The 17,951-nt window shown below is 48.6% G+C and carries 13 protein-coding genes; 8 read left to right on the forward strand and 5 right to left on the reverse strand.

The genetic code is table 11. The annotated features are described in order from the left end of the window. Window positions 1-313: 313 nt before the first annotated feature. Together QUA56_RS08700 and QUA56_RS08705 are read right to left on the reverse strand one after the other, a co-directional pair. Window positions 314-559 (reverse strand): hypothetical protein, encoded by a 246-nt coding sequence (locus QUA56_RS08700; protein ID WP_333355901.1) that lies wholly within the window; start codon window positions 557-559, stop codon window positions 314-316. A gap of 575 nt (window positions 560-1,134) precedes the next feature. Beyond that, on the reverse strand, window positions 1,135-2,385 hold the full coding sequence (locus QUA56_RS08705) for a class I SAM-dependent methyltransferase (RefSeq protein ID WP_333355904.1): 1,251 nt from the start codon (window positions 2,383-2,385) through the stop codon (window positions 1,135-1,137). Window positions 2,386-3,040: 655 nt separating this feature from the next. On the opposite strand from QUA56_RS08705, the gene QUA56_RS08710 reads away from it, so the two are divergent. Then, window positions 3,041-5,821 carry a phycobilisome rod-core linker polypeptide gene (locus QUA56_RS08710; RefSeq protein ID WP_333355907.1) on the forward strand — a complete coding sequence of 927 codons (2,781 nt, stop codon included), beginning with the start codon at window positions 3,041-3,043 and terminating at the stop codon, window positions 5,819-5,821. A 687-nt stretch (window positions 5,822-6,508) separates the two neighbouring features. Here QUA56_RS08710 and QUA56_RS08715 read toward each other — a convergent pair. Both QUA56_RS08715 and QUA56_RS08720 read right to left on the reverse strand, forming a co-directional pair. Next, window positions 6,509-6,748 (reverse strand): DUF6737 family protein, encoded by a 240-nt coding sequence (locus QUA56_RS08715; protein ID WP_333355910.1) that lies wholly within the window; start codon window positions 6,746-6,748, stop codon window positions 6,509-6,511. 594 nt (window positions 6,749-7,342) lie between these two features. Next, window positions 7,343-7,945, reverse strand: a complete 603-nt coding sequence (locus tag QUA56_RS08720; RefSeq protein WP_333355913.1) for a Uma2 family endonuclease — start codon at window positions 7,943-7,945, stop codon at window positions 7,343-7,345. Between the two features lie 396 nt (window positions 7,946-8,341). Between QUA56_RS08720 and QUA56_RS08725 the strand changes: the two genes are divergently transcribed. The 7 genes from QUA56_RS08725 (at window position 8,342) to QUA56_RS08755 (ending at window position 16,586) form a co-directional block, all read left to right on the forward strand. Further along, window positions 8,342-9,004, forward strand: coding sequence for a VWA domain-containing protein (locus QUA56_RS08725; RefSeq protein ID WP_333355916.1), 663 nt, complete (start codon window positions 8,342-8,344; stop codon window positions 9,002-9,004). Window positions 9,005-9,201: 197 nt separating this feature from the next. Then, the gene (locus tag QUA56_RS08730) at window positions 9,202-9,987 is read left to right on the forward strand and encodes a PP2C family serine/threonine-protein phosphatase (protein ID WP_333355919.1); all 786 of its coding nucleotides are present in this window, start codon (window positions 9,202-9,204) and stop codon (window positions 9,985-9,987) included. A 191-nt stretch (window positions 9,988-10,178) separates the two neighbouring features. Continuing rightward, window positions 10,179-10,871 (forward strand): hypothetical protein, encoded by a 693-nt coding sequence (locus QUA56_RS08735; RefSeq protein WP_333355922.1) that lies wholly within the window; start codon window positions 10,179-10,181, stop codon window positions 10,869-10,871. A 352-nt stretch (window positions 10,872-11,223) separates the two neighbouring features. Next, window positions 11,224-12,990 (forward strand): NACHT C-terminal helical domain 2-containing protein, encoded by a 1,767-nt coding sequence (locus tag QUA56_RS08740; RefSeq protein WP_333355925.1) that lies wholly within the window; start codon window positions 11,224-11,226, stop codon window positions 12,988-12,990. A 401-nt stretch (window positions 12,991-13,391) separates the two neighbouring features. Continuing rightward, entirely contained in the window at window positions 13,392-15,509 is a 2,118-nt protein-coding gene (locus QUA56_RS08745; protein WP_333355927.1) for a DNA-binding protein, read from the forward strand. A gap of 268 nt (window positions 15,510-15,777) precedes the next feature. Next, window positions 15,778-16,317, forward strand: a complete 540-nt coding sequence (locus tag QUA56_RS08750; RefSeq protein ID WP_333355930.1) for an MgtC/SapB family protein — start codon at window positions 15,778-15,780, stop codon at window positions 16,315-16,317. Between the two features lie 140 nt (window positions 16,318-16,457). Then, the gene (locus QUA56_RS08755; protein ID WP_333355933.1) at window positions 16,458-16,586 is read left to right on the forward strand and encodes a hypothetical protein; all 129 of its coding nucleotides are present in this window, start codon (window positions 16,458-16,460) and stop codon (window positions 16,584-16,586) included. 113 nt (window positions 16,587-16,699) lie between these two features. Here the strand turns inward: QUA56_RS08755 and QUA56_RS08760 are convergent, their stop codons facing one another. Further along, a complete protein-coding gene (locus QUA56_RS08760) occupies window positions 16,700-17,800 on the reverse strand; it encodes a precorrin-8X methylmutase (protein WP_333355935.1) in 1,101 nt (366 codons plus the stop codon). Window positions 17,801-17,951 lie beyond the last annotated feature (151 nt).

Raw genomic sequence — 17,951 nt, forward strand, 5'->3', positions numbered from 1 at the left:
TAGGCACAGATATTTTTCCTACACTGAATGTATGATAATCCTTAGTCATTAAAGCCAGAACTGCGGAATGTGGGTTACAAATCCTTGCCTGTTTAACTGCGGAGTTATAGTGCTTGGGGCTGGCACGTACTCCAAGGTATGAACTTTAACGCTCCCTAATAACGAAAGCCTGGACTTACTTAGCTATTTCGGGATTTCTCCAGAAATGTCTAGGATTTTAGTAAGTCTGCCTCGCTAACGGATAAAAACAAAAACAGGAGGCAGATGCTCATGGAATGCGTTCCCAGGCTCTAGCCTGGGAACGAGCAAACACCTACGCTTTGCGCTTCCGACGGCGAATCAGCACACTCATCACTTGCTTCGGATTAGCTGCACGCTGTACGGGACTCCAATCGCCGACTTCGGCAAATCCCAGGCGGTACAAGGTGAGTATGGTTTCCCTGACACCCTTGGGCGAACCTGTCACCGTTACACACACCACATCCTGTTCCGATTCTGCTGCTGAGTCGTCATTTGGCCGATCGGATTCGTTATCGTCAGGCAAGAATTCCTGTGACATAATTATGTTCTCCTGGTTTTGGGTTTTCTAGAAAAACCCAAAAACCCAGCCGCCCCGCTTTTCAACACATAGCAGGGCGGCTACACAGAGTGTTATCATACTCCGTTAGCCTCCAGACTGCTGATATCAGTTTGGCGGTTATGCTGTCCATTGCTGTTACCAGCAGCTTTGGGCAGTGCAACTAGATTTTTGGGCGACGCGGGCTACTTCCTCTACAAGCAAAGCAACCTCTAACTTCAAAGCGTAGCCGCAGAGGGGGGCCTGTGTCAATCCATTTGGGATTTTGGATTTGGGAAAGGTGCGTCAGCTTTGAGATTGCTTCACTACGTTCGCAATGACAGAAAATCCTAGCAAAGTACCTGTAGGGTGCGTCGCCGTCGAAAATCCTTAACAAAAGATAAACAATCTCTGAGCGACGCACCTCACACAATCGTCAAAAAAACAACAAAACACTTTTTTAACAGCTATATTTTTTTCGTAAATTGTCGATTTTTAGCGGAAATTGGTGAGGTGCGTCAGTTCGGAGATTGTCGATTTTTAGGGGAAATTATGCGAACTGACGCACCCTACGATTATTAGATTTTATCCGGAGTTAGCAAAATTAGCTGTTTTGATAAGATCGATCGCACTTCATCCAATCCCATCTCCACATTCCCCAAAATCTCCCCAACAGTCTTCTCTCCTTTACCTTGCCCAGGCGAGGTTCCCTCTTTCTCCCCCCCTTGGTAAGGGGGGGCTGGGGGGGGTACACAACCTTGCAAAAACTCAAATTCAGCACTTGACAAATTGACCAATTGGTAATTGCAATCAAACACTTGTTGACTGGGCCAACCGTGCATACAACTACTCAACTCTGGAATTGCCGCCAAAAGTGCCTTATCGTCCGACCAATCAATCTTATTAACAGGCTTTTTCCCCAAGAAAAACTCGTAATGAGTGATTTCCGTATCCAACAATTCAATTAATCGATAAAGCTCCCGTTCCGTCAAACCCTGAGCTCTTTCTATCAATTCCGGTGCTTTACCCAAAAGTCTTTCTAACTGCCAATATCCCGGATTTGAAAAACCGATAAATTCCAATCCCGAAGCGTCGATTAACTCGAACAAAGTCTCAATATTGTAGTCAATTTCCTGCGGGTGAACGTACATATCAGCAAAACATTCGTCCCGCTGATTTTCTCCCGCCCAACGCTGTTTTTCGTACTTGACAAGACGGTTGTTTTCTGGTAAAGAAGCAAAGATTTGACGGCCGACTTTGACGCCATCGGGATAGTCGCCTTTTTGGCTGCCTTGGAGAAGGGCGATCGCCCTTTGCATCAGTTGAATTTCCCAGCGTCCGAGCTCAGCATACACAAAAATGTGCATCAAACCGCCCTCCGCCAACTTCGCCGCCAGCGCTTGAATGCCCCGGATCGGATCGGGTAAGTGGTGCAGCACGCCGACGCAGTTGATCAAATCAAACTCGCCTTCTAACTCGGCGGCATCGTAGATGCTGAGGTGGCGAAAATCTGCTTCTCGCGCGCCCGATCGCCGACAGCGTTCTTGTGCTACCTTCAAGGCACCGGAACTGAGGTCGATCGCCGTCACCGAAGCTTCGGGATTGAGGTGAATCAGATAATCCGTACTCGAACCAGTGCCGCAGCCAGCATCTAAAATCCGAATATCGAGTTTTGGCGGCTTTTGGCCGGTGCAAAAATTGTAAGCATCAGGCCAACTCCAGCGCCAGTTGTACCCTGGAGGCGGTTCATCTGACAAAGGATCGGGCGGGAAAGGGAAAGTATCGTAAAGCCGCCGCACGGCAGCACTGATATCGGGCGTAGTATCCATAGGTGACATTTGTTGGGCTTGGGGATTCGGGATTGGACTGACAACTGACCGCTGACCGCTGACCGACAGCAATTTGATCCGGGGCCCCCGGATTTATCGGTGGGGTCGATTCTTCAATCTAAAATCTAAAATCTAAAATCTAAAATCGATTGACAGCTTCCGCGTAATAAAACTTATCATTTTTTCTCATATAAGGTCTCTTAAATCTATACAATAAATCTCGGCAGGCTTTTTAACAAACAAGGACTGTCAATAACCCACCGCAGAGCTTTCGGGTAAAGCGGAGGCGTCTTTCAAGAGAGCAAGAGGCCGACAAAAAGGCAGAAGAAAATTTTTGATTTTCTTTTCCTTTAATTGAAGGCACTTGCTGCAATCGCCCAAAGGCAACTCTCCTGCCGAGTCTTTTTTTCCACGGGTGTACGGGCGGAGCGCAGCGGAGGGAGTACCCCGTGCCTGCCTTCCAATCGGACATTTCCCGGGAGGCAGAAAGATGAAACCAAAACATTTTAATCTAAGAAAGTAAGCGCGCCCGAACCTCGTGACAGGTAAAGGCAAAAAGTAAACAAAGCAAAAATACCTAATTTTACCTGCATGAGAAGGCAAGGTTAGTCTGGGTAAATGCTGCAACGATTTAGATAGGGAGCGAAGGAGTCTAATGACTGTAAAGGCAAGTGGTGGAAGCTCGGTTGCGCGTCCGCAACTATATCAAACTGTACCGGTCGCAACAATTTCGCAAGCAGAACAGCAAGACCGCTTCCTACAGCGGGGCGAACTCAGCGAACTGGCAAATTATTTCAGTTCAGGGGCTCTTCGGATCTCGATTTCTGAGACGCTGACCCAAAACTCGGAACTGATAGTATCCCGTGCAGCCAACCGGATTTTTACCGGCGGTTCCCCGCTGGCATTTTTGGAAAGACCGCAAGAACCTGTGATGGCTGTAGCAGGCGCGGCTCGCGGCGGCTCGGCGAATGTCTCTGAAGGCATGAGACTGGGAAATGTCACCTACGTTGAAAATCGCGCAGGCGGCGGCAACGGTTCAGGCGGCGGCGGATTCTTGGGGCTGGGAAATCTGTTTTCTGGCAACGGCGGCGGCTACAGCGGCGCAATCCCAGCAGGATTTCAGCCGATCAATGTCTCGCGCTACGGCCCGGGCAACATGACCAAATCTCTGCGGGATTTGAGCTGGTTTTTGCGCTACATCACCTACGCGATCGTAGCTGGCGACCCGAGTATTATTTCGGTGAACGTGCGCGGACTGCGAGAAATCATCGAAAATGCTTGCTCGTCCGCGGCGACGCTGGTGGCAATGCAGGAAATGAAGGCTGCATCCTTGGGCTATTTCAGAAATAATGCAGAGGCCGCGGCGATCGTCGGACAGTATTTCGAGGTAGCAATTACCGAATTCAAAGCTCCCACACCTTCAGACAAGGTGCGGCAGCGCGAAACCAACGACCAGCAAGGGCTACAACTGCCTCAAATCTACTTCAACGCAGCCGAGCGACGGTCGAAATTCGTCATGAAAACCGGTCTGTCCTCGGGGGAAAAGCAAGAAATAGTCAAAGCAGCTTACCGCCAAGTATTCGAGCGCGATATTACCCGCGCATACAGCCAAAGCATTTCTGACCTGGAATCCAAGGTCAAAAACGGCGAAATTTCAATGAAAGAGTTTATCCGCCGGTTGGGTAAATCTCCTCTGTACCGCCAGCAATTCTACGAGCCGTTTGTCAACAGCCGCGCTGTAGAACTTGCCGCCCGCCACTTCTTGGGCCGCGGTTTGAGCTCGCGGGAGGAATTCAGCAAGTATTTCGCGATCGTCACTAAAGGCGGCCTGGCAGCTCTGGTAGATGCGATGGTCTATTCTCAGGAATATTCCGACTACTTCGGCGAAGAAACCGTGCCTTACCTGCGCGGTTTGGGCCAAGAAGCTCAGGAATGCCGCAACTGGGGCCCGCAAATTGATTTGTTCAATTTCAGCGCTCCGTTCCGCAAGGTTCCTCAGTTCATCACATTGTTCGCAGGCTACACGCAGCCGCTGCCAGACCAGCACGTTTACGGTGTGGGCAATGACCCCTTGGAAATTCAGTTCGGCGCGATTTTCCCGAAAGAAACTCGCAACCCCAAAAACCGTCCAGCTCCCTTCGGCAAAGACACTCGCCGTATCCTGATCCGTCAAGGTGCGGGGATTGAAAACCAATTGAGCAACCCGGATGCTCGCGGCAAGGCTCCCGGTTCTCTAGGCCCCAAAGTCTTTAAACTAGACCAGTTGCCGGGTGGCTACGTGTCTCCGAAAAAACTGACGGGCCGCGCTGTTGTAGGCGGTGGCTACAGCAGTGCTTCCAGTGTCAAATTTACCGAAAGTTCCACTCAAGCGGTGATTCGGGCTGCTTACCTGCAAGTGTTCGGTCGCGACGTGTTCGACGGCCAGCGCCAAAAGGTGGCGGAAATTAAGCTGGAAAACGGCGACATCACGATGCGCGAGTTTATTCGGATGTTGGCGAAGTCGGATGTGTTCCGCAATATGTACTGGAGCAAGCTTTACGTTTGTAAGGCGATCGAGTACATTCACCGCCGACTCCTGGGACGCCCTACTTACGGCCGTCAAGAAATGAACGCTTACTTTGACATTTGTGCCAAGAAGGGTTTCTACGCGCTGGTCGATGGCATCATGGACAGTCTGGAGTACAACGAAGCTTTCGGGGAAGATACAGTACCCTACGAGCGCTACGTAACTCCCGCAGGTTTGTCGATGCGGACGATGCGATCGGGTTCCGTCGCCGAGCAAAATCTCCAAGCTCAGACGCCAGAAACTCCTCGGTTTATCGAACTGGGTGCAGCAGGCGATCGGGGCGATTTCGAGTTGCAAACTCGGATTGCTCAAGGTGTCAGCAAGCGACGCGAACAAACTAAGGTGTTCAAGCTGACGACTACTACGGACAAGGTAGCTTTGAAAACTTTAATTCAAGCTGCTTACCGTCAAGTTTTTGAACGCGACTTGAATCCCTACGTTGTGAAGAATGAATTCACGGCGCTGGAAAGCAAACTTGGCAACAATGAAATCAATCTCAAGGAGTTCATTGAAAGTTTAGGTTGTTCGTCGCTGTACGTCAAACAGTTCTACGCACCTTATCCAAATACTAAGGTGATTGAGTTGGGCACCAAGCACTTCTTGGGCCGCGCTCCTCGCAATCAGGCGGAGATTCGGACTTACAACCAAATCTTGGCAAGTAAAGGGATTAAGGGCTTTATCAACGCGATGTTGAACAGCGTTGAATATGCTGAGGCTTTTGGTGAGGATACTGTTCCTTACCGCCGCTTTCCGACTCTACCGGCTGCTAATTTCCCGAATACTGAAAGACTGTACAACCAGTTGACTAAGCAGAATGGTGAAATTGTGGTTCCGAGTTTTGAGCCTGTGGCTGCGATCGACAGAAGCTAGATTGATTTGAGGTATGAGATGTTAGATTAAAGCTGATTTAACATCTAAAATTAGTTAAAGGGCTGGTGTAGTTACCAGCCCTTTTTTATGACTGGTCGATCGGCGATCGTAAGTGATTAACTGGACATACAGCATATTCCATGTATATGCGGTACACACAATAAGAGTCGCAAGTAAGGTGCGTCGCCACGCATCAATCTGCAAATTCCATTGAACCTGCTCCGCAGCGACGCACCCTACATAACACGTACCGCACAATATAGCTTTATAGTGTACTTCACGAACCACCGAATATGCTGTAATATGAAGAGGAGATTAAAGTCCTAATTATCTTTAATTATCCTTCCCAGGCTCAGCCCATTGGTGACAATTTAAGCATCGAGTCTGCTCGATGAATTTTACCTGCTGGCAGTCTATTTGCACGCATCGGGATTCCCGATGCCGATCGCGATTGGGGAGGAAAATAAGAGTGTTTTTGCCAAGTGCGATCGACAACTGCTGGCGGAGATTTTATTGGATTTAGCGGCAGGGGTACATTTAAAAAGATTCCTTAAACATACTCGCGATCCTAAGAAGAAAAAAGAGCCAACTCATAGCGATTCACGTCATCGCCATCTGTCCACCGCCAGACCGATCGAGCAAGCTCAGCAGCCACGCCAGACAGGGCTAGGTGCACGCCACCAAAACCTAATCTGCATCGGAGTCCAAAACTCCGCTAGACAGCATCAACCTCGGCCAAACTAACAAGAAAAACCCCATCCAAGCTAATAAAGGAATCGCGACTAAAACAGTTATCCAAACAGTTTTAAACAAAAACCAACTGCCAGAAATCAGACTCGTGCCTGTCAAAAGAATAGACCAAGGCTGACACCACCACGGTTTGTAATTCCAAGGACTGATAGGTTTTTGTTCGGAAATAGATTTCATAATTTCAGTTATTTTTGGTAGATAATAGTATGGTTAGCTAGCACATACTTATGGTGCCCAGGAGCCGCAAAACCTGTTTAAATTGAACTATCGATGTCTGACACACCCTACAAGTTGATTTACAGCATATTCCAGGTTGATGAAGTATAGTAGCCGCTATATTGTGTGGTACGTGTTATGTAGGGTGCGTCGCTGTCGCAGGTTCAATGGAACGGGAGCATCCCATTTTTGCTTTCAGATCGTGGACGGTTGCATCAGAATAATATATTTCGATGATATAGCGTGCGAGCGTCTCGCTCGCGGCTAGATCGTTCGCTATGGACGACGTGAGCGCTCCTAAAAAACGGCTTTTTACCAAATTGGGATGCTCCCAATGGAACTTGCAGATTTACGGGTGGCGACGCACCTTACTTACTACAAAATTTTGTGTACCACATATATAGCCTTTCTCAAAAAGATGAGGTATGACTGACAGCTTACATAACCATCCAGACGCTTGAGGGCTGAAGCCCAACTACGTCCGCGAATCTTTCTGAGAACCGCTATACATGGAATTTGCTGTAAGTGTAACACTTGGCTTTAGTCCTGCCTAATTTAAACATTCATCACCTGTTCTGCTGTCAGCATTAATTCTGGAAAAGTCCGCGACACAATTCGTTCGCTGCCTTTAAACGCGATTCTTTGATAGTTGCCCTCTGCATCCAAAAGGTGAACAAATACAGTGGGAAGTTTGGGATTTCCCAGGAATTCCCTGCTGCCAATTGCTAAGTAATCGACAATCCAATACTCAGGAACTCCGAGGCGCCGATATTCGTCCAATTTGTCTATATAATCGTCCTCCCAATTTGTTGATGTTACTTCCACTGCCAGTTGAATTGGTTCTAGTAAGGCAGCATAAGCAGAACGGTTCGAGCGCCACAAATCGCGATCGATTACGCTGACATCCGGTCTCCGCCCTTGTTCGATGCCGGCTTTACTTGCAGTTCTGATAACGGCGGTATTTTTGACTACATAATTTAAACTTAGCCGTTTAATTTCATCTTTAAATGAGTCAGACGTAAAATCAGCAACATCATCATGATTTCTTGTCGCATTCATCTCTACAATTTCTCCATTTACCAGTTCGTAGAGTCCATCTTCTGGACATTCTACAAGGAATTGGTCAAAGGTTAATTTTTGTGTAACTGTTGCAAGCATAAGATTTATCCTTATTTTGCAGTAATACTATTAGTCTATATTACCACAGGCAGGAATGAATTTGTTTTTTTGACCGAAAGCATCCAGGATACCCGCCACGTGATTCATCCGTCCAGAAATAAAAAACCTGTATCCGAGAAACTTGCCCCCGACTCGATCCGTGGGGTCAATGCTTCAATTCTAAAATCTAAAATCTAAAATCTAAAATCTAAAATCGATTGACCGCAGACATCCAATTCTAAAATCTCAAATCTACAATTAAAAATTTCAAATCGATTCAGGTAAATGGTAAAATGCGATCGCCAGCGGGCAGATTGAGTTAAATATGTCACCTACTTGCTACGGTAGAAAGTAACGAACCCAAACATAAAGCCACTCCAAGGTCAACCCCGAACCATGAGACTAGACGAAGCCGTAGAATTTGCCGAAAACCCAGAGCCGCGCTGTCCCTGCGTCCTCCTGCTGGACACCTCCGGCTCCATGCAAGGCGCACCCATAGATGCCTTGAATGAGGGGCTCGAAACTTTTAGGGATGACCTAATTAAAGACGAACTAGCTAAAAAACGAGTCGAAGTCGCGATTATTTCATTTGACAATCATATCAAAGTCGTGCAAGACTTCGTAACCGCCGACCAGTTCGAGACGCCGCTGCTGACTGCTCAAGGACAAACTCACATGGGCGCAGGCATTCAGCTAGCACTAGATACAATTGCGGCCCGCAAATCCGAATACCGCAACAACGGCATTACCTATTACCGCCCGTGGGTATTTATGATTACCGACGGCGAACCTCAAGGCGAATCAGACGATGTTGTGGAAATAGCAGCACAGCGGATTAAAGAGGAAGAAACTAACAAGCGCGTGGCATTTTTTGCAGTCGGAGTGGAAGGTGCTAATATCGCCCGTCTCGCGCAAATTGTCGAGCGCACACCTGTAAAATTGAGAGGATTAGACTTTAGAGAGATGTTCATCTGGCTGTCGGCTAGTATGCAGAGAGTTTCTCACTCAAAAATTGACGAACAAGTAGCACTGCCGCCACCCGGATGGGGAACAGTTTAGTTATTAGTCATTAGTCAGTAGTTATTAGTCATTGGTCATTGGTCATTAGTAAGAGTGCCGTAGGGACACGGCACTGCCGTGTCCCTACAAGGGCTAGTACCTACGAACCCAGAAAAGTGCTGTAATTAGGGATAAATAAACCCGTCCTGACTTTGCATAGTTGTGAATTTACGAAGTTTTGAATTAAAGAGTTATTAATGCAGAATTCATCCTTTAATTGGCAAGTTGTAGCGGCATCGGTGATAGGTACAAGCCACGAAAAACGATCGCAGCCCTGTCAAGATGCCCACTGCTGGCGTCTCTTGCCAAACGGTGTTTTAGCGGCAGCGGTTGCCGACGGCGCGGGCTCTGCAGCACTCGCAGAAGTTGGGGCAAAAATTGCTGTGGAAGCGGTTGTCGAAACGATTTGCGGGCAACAGGAAAGGCTGCCTCAAAATGACGGCGAATGGCAGGTATTCTTGACAGCATCACTGCAAGTTGCGCGGGCGCAGGTGGAAGCAGAAGCGGCAGTGCGGGAAGTGGCGCCAAGAGATTTAGCCTGCACTTTAATTGCTGTTGTTGCTACGCCGGAATTAATCGCAGTTGCTCAAATCGGCGACGGTGCGGCGGTAGCGGGTGACAGTGCAGGAAATGCGATCGCCCTGACTGTACCTCCCTGCGGCGAATACATCAACGAAACTATCTTTTTGATTTCGCCGAATGCGATCGAAACAGCGCAATTTCAGGTACTGCGGGAAAAACTGCGGCACTTAGCCGTTTTTTCCGACGGCTTGCAAATGCTAGCTCTCAAAATCCCGGAAGGCACGCCGCACGGGCCGTTTTTTGCGCCTTTGTTTCGGTTTTCTGACGAGTGGAAAGAAGAGGAAGATGCGAAACAGCAGTTAGAGTCATTTTTGCGATCGCCCCGTGTTTCCGAACGCACCGATGATGACTTAACATTATTGTTAGCAACTTTTTCGAGTTCGGAGGGACAGGACAATTAAAAATAGACATTTTGCAAAAGCCAACACCCATCTGCGTCTATCGGCGTCGATCTGCGGTTAAAAATTTCCGATTCTGAATTTTGCAACAAGTCTAATGCGTTCAACCTAATGAGCGGCGAAAATTTGACACGGTTCTATAATAAAATCGAGGTGTCAACAATTCTGGTTTAGTTTGTACAGTAGGTCGTCGTTTGCAAGCACAAGAGATTAAGGATAAGCTCAACTCCCTAATTAGCGCAGCAGATCCAATAGATCCGAGTTTGGCGAGAAGATTGGATGAAATCAATCGCTGGGTGAAAGATGTTAAACCCGGTTCGCTAACTGCTAAAAAATTTGTGATGGCTTTTTTGCTACAGCTTATCCGAGATTCTCAGGTTTGGCTGGCCGTTCAATCTCTACCTTCAGAAAGAGAACAACAAGCCGCGTTTGAGTTAATGACTCCGGGCGAAAGGTATTGGTACAGCTATCTATTTCCTAAATGGCTGAGCGAAAACGATCGCAAATTTTACATTTGGAAACAAAAACTCAAGGCCGGTAAATTCGATCCGGCTGACGATATCGTGATTCGTGCGATCGCAGCCCGGATTGTCGAACGCCAAGGCACTGTTTTGTATCGCTATGTTGCGGATCTTTCTATGGCAACCGATTCGATTGTTAGCAGCCGCCAACAGCAGCCCCTTTGCATTCAAGTCACTACTCTTTCCGATCAGTTTTCTCAAGAAAAATATCAAAATTGGCAACAAACTCTTCAAGCTTGGGGGATTGACAGAGGATTATTTTTAAGTTATGATAGAAACGATGCAAATTTCCTGAACCAGTTAGTTAACATTGCATTATATAATAGCGATAATTTGCCCGCAGGTCGTTACCTGAAGTTCCCGTAAATCAACCAGATCTGCTGCTGAGAATAGTTCGACTGCTAAAAACTGGGTGAAGAAGAAATTTTGACTTACCTCACATATTGCACAATTCTCGACAATGCCAAAAACCTCACCCCCAGCCCGCTTCGGGAAAAGGGAAGGGGAAGCAAGATTTTCCCTCCCCTTTTCTGTTTCCGGGAGGGGTCTGCCAGACGGAGGCAACAGGTGCTTGATACGAACGCTAAGCAACCGGAAGATTTACCGCAGGAATCAATTTTGTCACATAACTAGCAACTAGGGCTGAATTAAATTTGGATTTGATTTAATCGCGGTGAAATTGTTGGAAATAAAATCAAATTACAGCAAACTCAATACTATGACAGTACAAGGTACGAACACCGTTGAAAACAATTTGCAAAAAGTCTTTGAAGAGCTGGAAGCAGCCCGAAAAATGCAGGATGAGTGGATGAATCACGGGGTAGATTTTGTGGAGTTTTATGTTGAAGATGCTGGCGGTGATTGGTTGGAAAAGTGGGGTAAATGTGAAGAAGAATTAGAGCGAATAAAAAGTAAAAAGGTAGATATTGAAGCAGTCAAAGCAGGGATAGACATTTCTAGCTTTCAGCAGACAAAACTGCTGGAAATTGCCTTGACTTGCCGTTACTGTACCAGCGATTACCCCGATCGCCCGGAGGAGTCTCCCGCTTGGCAAGAGGTTAAGTACAAACGGCTGTCACTCTTAGGCGGAGCGATTTTCGGTGCTGTTGTTACCGATTACCTGTACCGCGAATATCCACAACTCGATCCAGATGCTATCTTAACCTTAAAAGCTCGTTTAGCAGACCAGAAAAAACTTGCGGAATTTGCACAAAATTTCAAATTTAACGAACTTAGTTGGCGCGTTTGGAACGGAAAAAAAACAGACAAAAGCGAGTACAATAGATTTTGTTCGGAGACTTTTGAGGCTTTGTTTGGCGCGATTTACTTGGAGTTCGACCGCGATTTTTTTCGTGGGGGAAACTGGCTGATTCAGCGCTTGATTGAACCAACTGTCAGCCAGCATCTGGATCTAACTCAGCGGCGACAAGTTGCGCTGGAAAACGAGGTGAAACGGCGGGAAATCCTGGGTGCAGACATTCTAGATGCGATCGCGATCGACTATTTGTACAACCGCTTTCCCGAACGCAACGCCAGCCAGCTAACTCGCTGGAAAAATATGTTAGTGGCTAAAGAGATTTTTCCCAAAGACTTTAAGGCAAAATTAGGCAGTCATTACCTGGAGTTGGAGAGCAATTTCTCGCGTACCCGCGACTGGTTGGTGGATAACTTTATCAAAACCGCAGTTGACGAACTGCTAGAGGAAACCGACACTCAACCAGAATATCTGATTGACAGTGCAAACCCTGAATCGCTGCCAGAATTGGTCAGCCGGATTACAGACAAAAAGTGGAAAAATGAATTTGTGAGAGTTGTCAGCATTTTGCAACCTGCTGACGAACTTTTGCTGCTGATGCAAGAAAAAATTGACAGTATGGTGGCTAAAGATGAAACCTTGCAGCAGTTGCTAATCTGGGCAAATCACAAGTCTCAGTTAGTGCAAAATAATTTTACACCGGCGGAAGTTCGCGCTTTTTATGTCGCCTTAGTTTGCGTCCTCGATTTGACTTTGACTCGCGTCCTCGATCCGAGTCGGAAGTTTGATAAATCGAAAGTTCGCAAGTTGCGGAATTGTTTAGCAAAGGCTCGAAAAAATGTAGAATTTGCGGATGTTAACGAGTCTCTGAAATTGGCTTTTGATGATGATACGGCAGATATTTTGGTTGGCATCTTGGCGCTGGATATTGAACCAGAACTTAAACAACTGCTGGCACAATTTCAGACTCAGATGCCAGATTTGCAAAGTTGGAAAAAGTGGCGCAAAGATTGCGGTCGCTGTTGGCTGGCAAAATTCAAAACTGCGATCGGCTACAATTTAGATTTCTGCCCCCAACAGAAAACATTGCTGAAACAGTATTATTATGCCCACAACTTGCTGGTGGAATGCCTCAACAGCGATAATTGTCAGGTGACACCGGCCGTCAGACAAAAAATTGAGGATAGGATGTTGTTATTGTCGGTGGATTTGAAGCTGGTTCACATTTAATTTTGATAGCGCGGACGGGCGGGACGCCCATCCCACCAATGGACGGGCGGGACGCCCATCCCACTAACAGAAACAGGGCTGACCAATAATTTCAAAGGTGGTACCCGCCACGTGATTTATCCGTGGAATCAATCCAAAATCCAAAATCCTTGCATCCTCAAGCCCCCGGATTTATCCGTGGTGTAAATCTAAAATCTAAAATCTAAAATCTAAAATCGAATGACGCACTCCGACCCAAGAAACCGGGTTTTTTACCGAATCTGCGGGCTGCAACGCCTATTTTGGTGAAAAACCCGGTTTCGACGCACCCGTGCCTAAGTCATAACAAAGGTAAGATTTAATGTGCAAGTCAAGTTTATTGAGTGATGGCTTCCAAATCCTCTATCCCATAACGGAATTCTATGCAGTTGCAGCGCCAATTTAGCGGACAACTGATTGCGATCGACAGCAACAGCGCGATCGCCAGTGGCGGTGAAGGTCGCATCTACCCGATCGCCCAAGACTCGTCCCTTGTCGCAAAAATCTACCACAGACCGACAGACGAAGACGGCGACAAACTCACAGTCATGTTCAGTATGCCGCCGGATGCACCGATCGCGGAACCCGGGCACGCTTCCATTGCTTGGCCGATCGATTTGCTGCATACTGTCGGCGGGCGAGAAAAAATTGTCGGTTTTGTGATGCCGCGCGTCAACAAAGTGATGCCGGTACACACTTTCTACACTCCCAAAACCAGGCGCGAACAAAAACCGCTGTTTAACTATCTTTACCTCCACCGTACCGCCAGAAATCTCGCCTCAGCCGTAAACGCCCTCCACGTCAGGGGTTACGTCATCGGCGACGTGAACGAGTCGAACATTCTCGTCACAGATACGGCCTTGGTAACGCTGGTAGACACGGATTCGTTTCAAGTCCGCGATCCTTATACGGGTTACGTTTATCGGTGTCCCGTAGGGAAACCCGAGTTTACGCCGCCGGAGTTGCAGGGGCAGACTTTCCGCGATATCGATCGAGCTCCAGAGCACGATTTGTTCGGTTTAGCTGTATTAATTTTTCAATTGCTGATGGAAGGTACGCACCCGTTTTCGGGAGTTTATCTCGGTAGCGACGAACCGCCGGCTTTGGAGGCGAGAATTCGATCGGGCCATTTCCCCACCGGTACGAAGCGGATTCCCTACCGCCCGATGCCCGCAGCGCCGCCTTTGGAAATGCTGCATCCCCGACTGCGGCAGATGTTTGTCCGCTGTTTTGAGGAAGGGCACGGCAATCCTGCGGCGCGCCCGGATGCGAAAACTTGGGTGAATGCGATTCGGGAAGCGGAAGATGCTTTAGTTACTTGCAGCAAAAACACCCAGCACAAATACGGAAATCATCTCAGTCGATGCCCTTGGTGCGATCGGGCAAAACTCCTCAAAGGCCGCGATCCGTTTCCTTCGCGGCAAGCAGTCAGCAAGGGATTGCACTTGCAGGCGGCGAAAATCAAGCGTAAAAAGCCCCAACCCCCGCCCGTCGTGAGGGAGCCCGCAGTGCGCCGGCTACAGCCCGCCACGGGGCTGCCGCGCCCGCTCGGCCAGTACGCAGTGCCCTTGCTGCCGATGCCGATGTCTCCTCGGAGTCGGACTCCCGCGCCTCGGGTTCCCGCAGGCAAGTTTGAGCGCATTTTTCAGGATGCTGCTTGGGGAGGTGTTTGGGGGAGTTTGTGTTTGGCGGCGATGGCGGGGATTTATTGGGCAATAGCTGAGGGCGGCGGCGCTATTTTGGGGGCGATTTTTGTTGGTACGATTTGGGGCAGTTTTTTTGGGATGATGTGGGGCGTTTTTACTTTGGCGCCGAATCAGATTTGGCGGAAGTGGGGCGGAGTTTTGGTGGGGGCGGCTTGGGGGGCTTTTTTGTTGGCGGCGATCGGCGGTGCGGTGTTTGGCGCGATTAATAACAATCCCGGGATCGGGGAGGCGATTTTGTCGGGCGCGGTGACTGGTGCTGTCTGGGGCTGTGTTTGGGCGAGTTTTCGGCCTCCTCTGGCGCTGCCTGTGGGGAGGGTGTGGGGCCGGCGGGGAGGGTATTTGGGGGCGGTCTGGGGAGCGTTTTTGGGGACTGTGGCAGGTGTTTTTTTGGGGGCGGGGCTGGTGGTTTGGCAGCAGTATAACGGCCAGATGCGGCCGGTAAACGAGTTTGCGGGTTTGCTGCTGGGTGTGGCGATCGTGGCGGCGGGTGTGGGTTCTGTTGGAGGTTTGGTTTCTGGGGTTTTGTTGGGTTTTTGCGGATTTGCGCCGAAGTTGCCGATTTCGTTTCAGCCTTCGGGTGTAAGTGGTGGGACTTTGGGGGCGATTTGGGGAAGTTTTTTGGGGACTTTTGCGGGTGCTGTGTTGGGTGCGGGGGTGTCTGCGATGTTTCCGGCTGTCAGCGCTGGGGTGCCGGTAGAGTTGGGGCCTGTGGCGGGGGCGATCGTGGGGGCTGGTTTGGGCGCGATTTGGGGGGTGGTGTCGGGTACTGTTTGGGGGGCGTTGGGGAAGTGGTGAAGAAAGAAGCAACGATGTAAATTTTCAACCGCAGATATTTCTCTGCAACCTATTAGCCCAGCGCCTCAACAAAGCGTGCGAGTTCCAGCGTTTGACGTTTCGGGGCCGCACATCGCCCCTAAACTCTCCTTGAATTTAACTTAGTCTTAACTTAAAATTAACCTAATTCCCTAGTAAGTCTAGCGGCTAACCGGAGTTATATTAAGTCAGCCTGCCACGCCTGGAAATGCGTGCGCGTCAACAGCGAGTTCTAGTAGGAGTACAGGCATTGAGTTCTATCTTTTTCAGCCCCAACGATTGGCAAACAGTCACCTTTAGGCTGACGGCTGCACTACTGGTAGGCTTCGCGATCGGCATGAACCGCCAGCAGCCAGGTAGACCAGCAGGTTTAAGAACCTTTATGATTGTGAGTCTAGGCGCAGCTATATTTGTAATGATTCCTTTGCAGATGGATGGCGACAGCACCTTTTCCTCTTCCAATGCTTTGAGCAGAACTATCCAAGGAGTTGCCACAGGGGTAGGCTTTCTGGGGGGCGGAATCATTCTGCAACAAACTAAATACCCAGTGGGTAAAGCTGAAGTTAAAGGATTAACTTCCGCCGCAACTATTTGGTTGGCTGCCGGATTAGGTGCAGCGGCAGGCTGCGGTTTGTGGGTGATGAGTTTGATAGGAACCCTGTTTGCACTCTTGGTTTTGAGTGGCGTCAAACGGCTTAAGAAGTCCGCCTTGATTCGTGCTTATGCTAACAGCCGACCAAAAAGACTACTCAAAGATGCAGCCTCAGCGCCACATCGGCAGCCAGAATAACTGAGATTCCCTTTCAAAAAGTACAAGATATACTCAGCACGGTCAAAGACAATGGTGATTAGCTGAGTACCTTTTGCGGTTAATTGCTCTGGCTTGAAGCCCCGAAATTTTTAGGTTAAAACAGAATCCAAATCTTGTTTATGAGTGATATCGTTTCCGGTTGCATCGGTATTGTTCAAATGCCCAAACACTCAACAGTCAACAGTCAACTGACAACAGTCAACAGTCAACTGACAACAGTCAACAGTCAACTGACAACAGTCAACTGACAACAGTCAACTGACAACAGTCAACTTTGAACTAGGTTTCAAGCCCTCATGGCAGTATAAAACAAATCCAGAGCGAGGAGAATTGGATTTGTACGCTTTTCTCAAGCCAATTTTCAATTCAGATGACAGTGACAATTCGGCTTTTCAATCAAAGACTCAACCAAAGCATTCAAAGCAACCGCCGCCAACAACCCGCCGCCAAAAGTTCCCACAGTTGTAATATAAGGAACGCCCGATCGCACTAACCGCCGTTTCGCCACCGGAGAATGACTAAAACCGATCGGCATTCCAATCGCCAAAGCCGGTTGCAGTTGCCCGCTCTCGATCGCCTCGCAAACAGCCATCAACACAGACGGCGCATATCCTATTACTAATATACATCCTTTTTCCAGTTTCAACAACTTTTCAAACCACTCACGCTGCAGCCAGAATTCCTGTTCCGCTTCCGCCGCAGCATTGATGTGCGGATCATCAATTAAAGTTTCAATACTTGTTCCCAAATGCGCCAATCTTGTCCGATCCAAAGCCGCAAAAACAGGCGGCACATCAGCCACAATTTGACACTGATTTTTCAAAGCTTCCCGCGCCGATTTAATCGCCGTTTCGCTCAACTTCACAAACGGCAGCAGCGAACAATCTCCGCAGGCTAACACCAGTTTAGAAAGCAAGTCTACCTCAATTTCCGAGCGATCGCTCAAATCCGGCAACAAATGCTGCAACGACTCCCCAAAATCCTCCGGGTGAGTGTGCGCCCCCGCATCCCAACCCTCCCAAAGTTGTTCCAACTGTCCCAACCCCCCCTCAGTTTCCGCCTGCAACTGCCTCAATTGCGCCAGTGCGTCCGCTTGCACCGCTTGACAAGAAATATCCCGCCCCAGCAATCCTTCCAGCGCTGATGCCGTTTCTCTGAGGCGAACAATTTGCTGAATTACCGACAGATATTGCTGTTGCAGAGTCGCCATCAGCGCGTCAGGCGAAGCATCCGCGTCTGTTTCTAACAGTTTGCGGATGTGAGACAGTTGAAAGCCTTGCTGTTTGAGTGCGACTATTCTTTGCAGTCTTTGCACGTCGCTGCGGGTGTACAGTCTGTAGTTAGAGGTCGATCGCACAGCCGGAGATAGCAGCCCCAAAGCGTGATAATGTCGCACCATCCGAGGGGTAATTGTGCCTTGTACCGCTTCTGTAAGTTGTTTGATTGTCAGGTATTCTTGCATTGAATTTTGGGATTTTGGAATTGTATATTTGATTCTCGAATTCACCCGCAATCCGCCGGGGAATAAATTCCCACGCATTCACCCACAGTCCGCCGGGGATTGAAATCCCCGTCTCATAGCAGAAGTCGGTTAAAACCGACTGAAACATTAA

Origin of the sequence: Microcoleus sp. N3A4 (assembly GCF_036701805.1) — a bacterium.
Classification (GTDB): domain Bacteria; phylum Cyanobacteriota; class Cyanobacteriia; order Cyanobacteriales; family Microcoleaceae; genus Microcoleus.